This is a genomic window from Prevotella sp. BV3P1 (genome assembly GCF_000479005.1).
Lineage (GTDB): Bacteria > Bacteroidota > Bacteroidia > Bacteroidales > Bacteroidaceae > Prevotella.
In genome coordinates this window covers 1-7,089 of record NZ_AWXC01000039.1, presented here as the reverse complement: position 1 = coordinate 7,089, position 7,089 = coordinate 1, and the positions used below count along the sequence as shown (strand labels likewise).

The following is a 7,089-nucleotide window of genomic DNA, read 5'->3' as shown; positions in this document are numbered from 1 at the left end:
CTTTCGAAGAAGATATGTTGAATGTGCTGTGTTTCTGTTGTTTTCTTTGTGACAATGCAGGAAAATGAGTAACTTTACCACCAAGAAAAAGAAAATGATGAAGACCGAATTTGAAAAGATGCGTACAGAGGAGCGGTATTCCTTTGCAGACCCAGAGATTGTGGCCAGTATTGCACATGCAATAGACTTGTGTCGCCAGTTGCAGACCATGACGCTCACCGACGGACATTATCGTGATGTCATCGAACAACTCATCCCTGGTATCCCGAAGAGCGCCACCATCTGTCCTCCCTTTCATTGCGACCACGGGCATGGCATTGTGATGGGTGAGCATACATTTCTCAATTATAACTGTACTATCTTGGACGGAGCTTATGTGCGCATTGGGCATCATGTCCTTATAGGTCCCAATTGTCAGCTGTACACTCCGCAACATCCGATGAACTATTTGGAGCGTCGTTTGCCCCAAGAGGTTTCTCACCCCATCAGTATTGGCGATGATACCTGGTTGGGTGGGGGCGTCATTGTGTGTCCGGGTGTTACCATCGGCAAGCGTTGTATCATCGGAGCAGGTTCTGTGGTAGTGCATGATATACCCGATGACTGTTTGGCAGTGGGCAATCCTGCAGTTATAAAAAAGCGTCTGCGATAAAACTTCTCCGCTCGGTTGTCATCCAATTTACAGTTGCGTCCTCTCTTTTTATTCCTCAAGAGTGACAGATATTGGAACCTTTGTTGTTTAGTCGTCGGTTTCTAAGTCCAATGTGTCCTGAATGTTCATCATGTATTTCCAGCCACCCACGTCAAATTTAACGTAATCGAGGATAAGGCTTTCTTGTTCTTTGGGCGTCAGATTGTCGTGCATTACAATTTCTTTGATTACTTCTTTCCATAAATTGCAAAGCACACGGAGAAAATGAGGTGATATTTGGTCGTTAATGTACGGATATTGCTGCTTCATTCGTTTGATGTAGTTCATTCCGTCAATACTTTGTTGTTCTATCATCTTGTCAATGGCATGATGAAGTGAGGTGTCGTCAGCCTCGTTCAGCAAAAGTTTTAATTCATCACGATAGGGAACAACTAATGATGTGACCAATTCTTTCATGCCTTCCAAATATGAGTCGTATCTGAATATGTCCAATGTGGCGTACGATGACTGGTTGGCATTTTGCCGATAGGTTTCAAAGGCTTTTAATAAGGGGTGTATGACGCACCTAAACAAATGGTCTTTGCTCTTGAAATAATGATATATGTTGCCAACCGCAATGCCCGAAAGTGATGCAATGCGCTGCATAGATGTGTTTTTCACTCCATTCGCAATAAACTCTTGTCGGGCAACAGCGATGATTCGTTCTTTGATTTCGTCTTTTTGTGTCTGCATGTTGAGCGTATTTTATACTGCGAAAAAGTTTGAGTCTGTTCTTTTGGAATTCTGAAGCAGAAGCAACGAACAGACTCAATCTTCTATTTTTCTTTATTTAGCAAAACTATAAAAGAAACTCGGATTACCCATTACTTCAAATACAGGACCTTTTACTTCCTTTGTTTCTGGATTGTAGGTGTAAAAGCCATTTGCTTTTTTGTTGGCACTCCCAAATACAATTAAATTTTTGTGTTTACCAATGGCTGTTCCTTGAGGGTTGCCTACCTCCATGCCCTCTATCTTGGTAATACTTTTTTTGTATAAATCTATCTCCACGGGTACGTTGGTCATTGATAGATAAGGATTACTCATGGCGTTAGGATCTAAGCCATAGACGTTTAGATAAGCGTATAGTTTGCCTTTACCTCCATAGAGCATGGTTGCAGCAAATTCACCCTTCTTGACCGATAAGCCTTTTACTTCTGTTTGATCGAACCGAATGCAGTATGTGGGGTCTATCTCTTCGCTTCCGTTCTTAATGCGGGCAATACCTCCAGGATGTTGAGGCATAAAACCAAATGCCCCAATGCAGTTGATGTATATGTCTTTGTTCTCATCCATGAAGATAGAATTGGCGTCTATGGGGCGTGTTGCAAAACTCATGCCTAATGATGTGTTGGTAATGTGCTTTTTTACTTGGTCTGTCTTGGTGTCAATCATGGCAAGCTCTATGGTGTTGGAGGTTGGCATCCACTGTGCATTAAACTGATTTAGCCCAACAAACAGCATGCCGTCTCGGATAATCATGGCAGCTGGGGCTACCTTGGTGTCTTTGTGTGCTAAAGAGTTAAGGTCTATCTCTGTCAGTTTTTTCATGGTTTGCGGATTAAATACCATGATTTTTCCCAAACCATTAAAACTAACGTAAGCCTTTTCTTCATTCAGTTCTACCACATTGCTGGCAGCAGCTCCTGCAGGGATGGACAGTGTGCCTTTTTGTACAAAGTTGCCTTGCGCGTCAATGTTGTATCGGGTAATCTCTGCCTTGGAGTTCCCCATATAATCGGGGAAGGAATATAGATTACCACTTGGTGTGATGATAGGTGTTGAACCAAATCCTGTGGGCGTGGCGTTTTTGTTGTTGTACTTCCCGGGTGTCATGTCGGCAAGTGCTTGCATGTACACGCTGCCGTTGGTGCCTTCGGGGTTGGTAACTCCTGTCGCAAAAACAATGCCTTGGAAGGCATTGGCACCAGTATTTTTCTTTGATTGGGGCGTAGCGTTGTCGTCGCTACCACACGATGCAGCCAGTACGGAAAGAGCAATGGCTGATAATAACATCTTGATTTTCATACGTTTTTTTTGTTTTAATGATATAATTGATGATTGATACTATAAATATTACTTTAATAAATATCTTACTTTGAAAGCAACAGATCGTCCAGGCAAAGGACAATTCAAATCGGATACGACACGGCGGTTGGCTATATTCTTAACCTTTAGCGTAAAGCTCCATGTGCTGTTCTGTAATGTGTGTTCTATTGCTGCATCCACTATCATGGAGGTGGGTATTTTGCGCTCTTGATATTTGCTCATCTCAAAATCGTAGTAATATTGGTGTATATATGAGGCGTCAACCATGATGCGGGTATTCTGTCCTCGACCGCCAAAGATATTCTCCTGATGATATTCCAGTCCTCCATTAGCCATGAAGTAAGGTACATTTGGAATACGCATGTTGTAGGTAGGGTTTTCCACCACTGTGCCGGGAACCATCTTTCGCTTGTCACGCAAGTCTTGGTATGTGGTGTTGGCATATAGATAGAGCATGGGCAATACGTCTCCTTTGGCTTCTAACTCTATTCCCATGGTTTGCACTTCGCCAAAGTTCCTATATCGAGCCATGGTAGGTATCATGTCGGGTGTGAAACGTATCATGTCTTTTAAAGTGTTGTAAAAGCTGTTCAACTCCACTTCTATCATTCCACCATCTTTTAATGCTTTGTGATAGAGCAAGCCAATATTATATCCTGTCGTACGCTCGGGTTTTAGAGCTGGCGAAGGTAATATGGAATAGCCGTTGCCAATAAGCTCCTCGGTAGATGGTATGCGCACTTCTGAGTTGAACGATGCCTTGACCAACAGTTCGTCGGAGAACTTCCAGCGCATGGCGTTGCTAAACCCCGCAAAGTTTTTTGAACTGCTGACGGGCTTTGGCTCACTAATAGAGTAAGTGGTAATACTCCGTGAGTCGGAACTATATATAAAGTCTTTTATCGTGAATGCGTTTTGAAGTCTGTCATTAAAGAGTGTCAAGTCGTACGATAGTCCTATGGTAGTGGATGTCATCCTGCTATGAAAGTTGGCATTGAATCCTAAAGCCTTATCCATAAGCGAGTCGGTGGGAAACATATTCGTATTGTTGGCACATACATTGAGGTTGAGGCTGTGGTGTTCATTGATGAGATAATTTAGGTTGAGCTTGCCGCTCCAATCATACGACTTGTTATCGCCATCGCTTGGATGGCTGCCTTGCTCACCACCAAAAGGCGATACGGCAGGCAGTTGGTTGCCATCCCAGTCGTAGCGACACTTGGCTTTATCTGTCATTCCATATCGTCCGTACGAGAGCAGTGTCTCAAAAGTCAGGTCTAAGCCCGGTGCAAAAAAGTTCTCTTTTTGCAACTTCAGCGCAGTCATGATGTTTTGTGACTTATTGAAAGCCTCACGAATATATTGGTCAATACCTTGTATCTCTTGTCGGGTGTGGGTAAATATCAGTTCCCATTTTAGTTCGTCAAACCACCATTTGGTGGCTTTCACGGATGCGCCACCAGTAATCTTGGAAAATTTGTCATGGGTGCGCTTTACGGTTCTTCCATCCAAATGGTCTAAAACCATGTCGTAATCGTTGTCCGAATGGGTGTACACTCCACCAATGCCAAACTGCAGTCCTGTGCGTCGGTTGGTACGCTTCAGAACAGTAGATAATTGGTGAGTGTTGAACGAGCTTATCTCGTACGATGCGTCGAAGTAAAGGGGAGGATACTCTTTGGTTACTACGTTTACGGCTCCACCTAATGCAGAACCACCAAACTTGTAGGGCACAATACCTTTATACACCTCAATACGTTCTATCATTGAGGTAGGAATATCATTGAGTGCCACAAAATTATTTAATCCTCCTAAGGGGCTTTCGTCAACAAACATGCCCATGCGCTTGCCTTCCAGCCCTCGTATTGATATGCGTGACGCACTTCCCATACCCCCTGTGTTGCGTACTGTTACCCCAACGGTGCGAGCCAGTACGTCATTGATATTCGTGGCAGTTCCCTCTAATTGTCGTTTGCCTATGACCGATACGGGCAAAGCCGACTGCTTTAGTTGTCTTATCTTGTTTTTGCCCAAGATGGTTACACCTTGTAGTGTGTTACTGTTTGCATGTAGAGCTATGTTGATGCAAATGCTGTCTTGTTTGTTGACAAATAAATCTACATTGGTCTTTTTTGTTTTATAGCCGATGTAGGACACCCGTAGGGTAAACTTTCCTTCTTCGCTGATGGGTAGAACATATCTACCTTGTTCGTTACTGATGGCATGCTTCTCCGTCCCTATGATTTCAATACTGGCACCACTCAAAGGAATATGTCGCTGCTCATCGGTAATATATCCATGCAGTATGGTTGTGCCATGTGTTTGTGCGTTAGCGTTGTAACTTGTGGTGTGGAGCAAGCATAGTATGTAAAAGATACGTAGCAGGCTTAAAGAATATGTTGATAGGCGTTCCATGTTTTGCTTTTTTTGTTTTTGAGGAGTCTTGAATAATGAATGAAATTCAAAATTGTTCACAAAAAAAGATGCACCAACTTAAAGTTGATGCATCTACATATAAATTTTCTACAAAAAGATTTGTCTTTCTTTTGCTTTCTTGCCATTGAAGTATTTTTTTTTGTTGGCGGCAAAGGTACTGCATATAAAATAAATTTGCAATACCCATTTGTAGGTATCTTGAACCATGATGTTTTTTCGATAAGAGTGGATAATTAAAATCATCTATTCACTTACTTCTTCTCTCCGCTTCTTTTGTAAAGAATTAATCACTTCCCTCTCCCTTTTTGATGAGTTCAATGGCATGATTTTCCTACTTGAAAACCAATTGAATGTTGAACGGAAATTGAATGAACATTGAACGAACAATCAATTTACCCCCTCCTAACTGCTTGAAAATCAAGCATGGCTCCTATATATACTAATAATACTAATAATACTGATTATACTAATTATCCGTCGTCGAATGTGCGTGCGAAAAACGTCGTCGTCGCCGATGTAAATATTTTTTTTATAATAAGAAAAAGAAAACGCAACAGGAGCAATTCGCAATAGCAAGGAGAATAAGTGCCAATCGCATGGGTATTGTCTTCCAATTGCATGGAGTTTGCCTGGTAATAGCATGTCTTTTGCCCGGCGGCAACCAACTGGAGAACGCACCAAATTTTTAACCCGCTTTTCTTGCAATAGCTGGTCGGATGTTGTATCTTTGCAGAGCATGAGAAACAAATAATTGTAATCGGGGATTTCAAGATGGCTGACGGTGAGAACGAGAATCAATGGGTGCTGGGAAACGCTACGCCGGTAGGAGAATTGAAATTCTATCAAAAGGCGGATGCCATTTTTCAGCTTACTTTCTTGTTCTGTCAGAAGTTCCTGCCCAAGTATGGCGACCGAACGGTAGACCAGATGGTGCAGGCTGCGCGTTCGGGGAAACAAAATATAGTGGAAGGGCTGGAAGACGGAATCACGTCTACCGAGATGCAACTTAAACTACTGAATGTTGCTCGCGGGTCGTTGCAGGAGTTGCGCGAAGATTATGAGGACTATCTGCACACACGCAGGCTTGAGCTGTGGACCAGTCAGCACAAACGCTATGATGGAATGCTGAAATTCTGTCGCACGCATAATCTTGCCGCCCACTATATGCCTTTTGCTGCCAAGTGGACTGCTGAGGAATATTGCAACACGCTGCTCACACTGTGCCATCTTACCGACCGCATGATGTGCAATTATTTGAAGTACTTGGAAAAACAGTTTGTTGAGCACGGAGGCATAAAAGAGCGCATGTATGCCGCCCGCACGGGTTATCGCAAGCAGCAAGACCGTCTTATGCGGCAGCTGAAAGATGAGAATCAACGCCTAAAAGCCGAAAACAACCGCTTGAAAGAAGAGCTCTCGAAGCTGCGAGCCACCGGAATGTCTCAATAAATGGCAGCCGCACACGCCCCCTAGAATCCCTAGGCTTCCTGGGATCCCCAGTTTTCCTAGAATCCATAGAACTCCTAGGTTACCTAGCACCCCTAGCCCTCCTAGAAAACGCCCTTTTCGCTTGACGTAAATCAAGTTTCTCTTAAAAATCAAACTTTTTTCTGAAAATATTTGGAAGTTGCCAAGAAAGTGTTTACTTTTGCACCCGCTTTCGAGAATGAAACACAAATGAAACACTCGTTAGCGATACAAAGAAGCGATCTTTGAAAAGATTTACATAAAGACAGAAGTAGTACAAGAAGCATGAGTATTGTTAAAGATGCTCATGGGTGAACATTTACGAACCGTTCAATTCTTAATAGAAACGAATAAAGGTGAGAATACTTTTAAATTCTGGAGTTTCGTTCTGAACAGAGAAAACGAAGTTGGATAGATAATAGTATTTGGCGTAAACCTTATACATT

Annotated in this window: 5 protein-coding genes; 2 read left to right on the top strand and 3 right to left on the bottom strand. The window is 42.7% G+C overall.

What is annotated here, in order from left to right; translation table 11 throughout:
• Window positions 1–97 precede the first annotated feature (97 nt).
• The gene (locus HMPREF1254_RS07080) at window positions 98–652 is read left to right on the top strand and encodes a sugar O-acetyltransferase (protein WP_036880701.1); all 555 of its coding nucleotides are present in this window, start codon (window positions 98–100) and stop codon (window positions 650–652) included.
• Between the two features lie 87 nt (window positions 653–739).
• On the opposite strand, the gene HMPREF1254_RS07075 is transcribed toward HMPREF1254_RS07080, so the two are convergent.
• From HMPREF1254_RS07075 to HMPREF1254_RS07065, 3 genes are all read right to left on the bottom strand, one after another.
• Window positions 740–1,384, bottom strand: coding sequence for a TetR/AcrR family transcriptional regulator (locus HMPREF1254_RS07075; protein WP_023057978.1), 645 nt, complete (start codon window positions 1,382–1,384; stop codon window positions 740–742).
• Window positions 1,385–1,477: 93 nt separating this feature from the next.
• Complete coding sequence (locus HMPREF1254_RS07070) at window positions 1,478–2,719, bottom strand: hypothetical protein (RefSeq protein WP_023057975.1); 1,242 nt, start codon at window positions 2,717–2,719, stop codon at window positions 1,478–1,480.
• Window positions 2,720–2,767: 48 nt separating this feature from the next.
• Window positions 2,768–5,155 (bottom strand): TonB-dependent receptor, encoded by a 2,388-nt coding sequence (locus HMPREF1254_RS07065; RefSeq protein WP_023057977.1) that lies wholly within the window; start codon window positions 5,153–5,155, stop codon window positions 2,768–2,770.
• 792 nt (window positions 5,156–5,947) lie between these two features.
• Between HMPREF1254_RS07065 and HMPREF1254_RS07060 the strand changes: the two genes are divergently transcribed.
• Window positions 5,948–6,625 (top strand): four helix bundle suffix domain-containing protein, encoded by a 678-nt coding sequence (locus HMPREF1254_RS07060; protein ID WP_023057976.1) that lies wholly within the window; start codon window positions 5,948–5,950, stop codon window positions 6,623–6,625.
• The last annotated feature ends 464 nt before the right edge of the window (window positions 6,626–7,089 follow it).

Coding starts and splice junctions, on each gene's coding strand:
- HMPREF1254_RS07080 (WP_036880701.1), top strand. CDS start 98: ATGAAGACCGAATTTGAAAAGATGCGTACAGAGGAGCGGTATTCCTTT.
- HMPREF1254_RS07075 (WP_023057978.1), bottom strand. CDS start 1,384: ATGCAGACACAAAAAGACGAAATCAAAGAACGAATCATCGCTGTTGCC.
- HMPREF1254_RS07070 (WP_023057975.1), bottom strand. CDS start 2,719: ATGAAAATCAAGATGTTATTATCAGCCATTGCTCTTTCCGTACTGGCT.
- HMPREF1254_RS07065 (WP_023057977.1), bottom strand. CDS start 5,155: ATGGAACGCCTATCAACATATTCTTTAAGCCTGCTACGTATCTTTTAC.
- HMPREF1254_RS07060 (WP_023057976.1), top strand. CDS start 5,948: ATGGCTGACGGTGAGAACGAGAATCAATGGGTGCTGGGAAACGCTACG.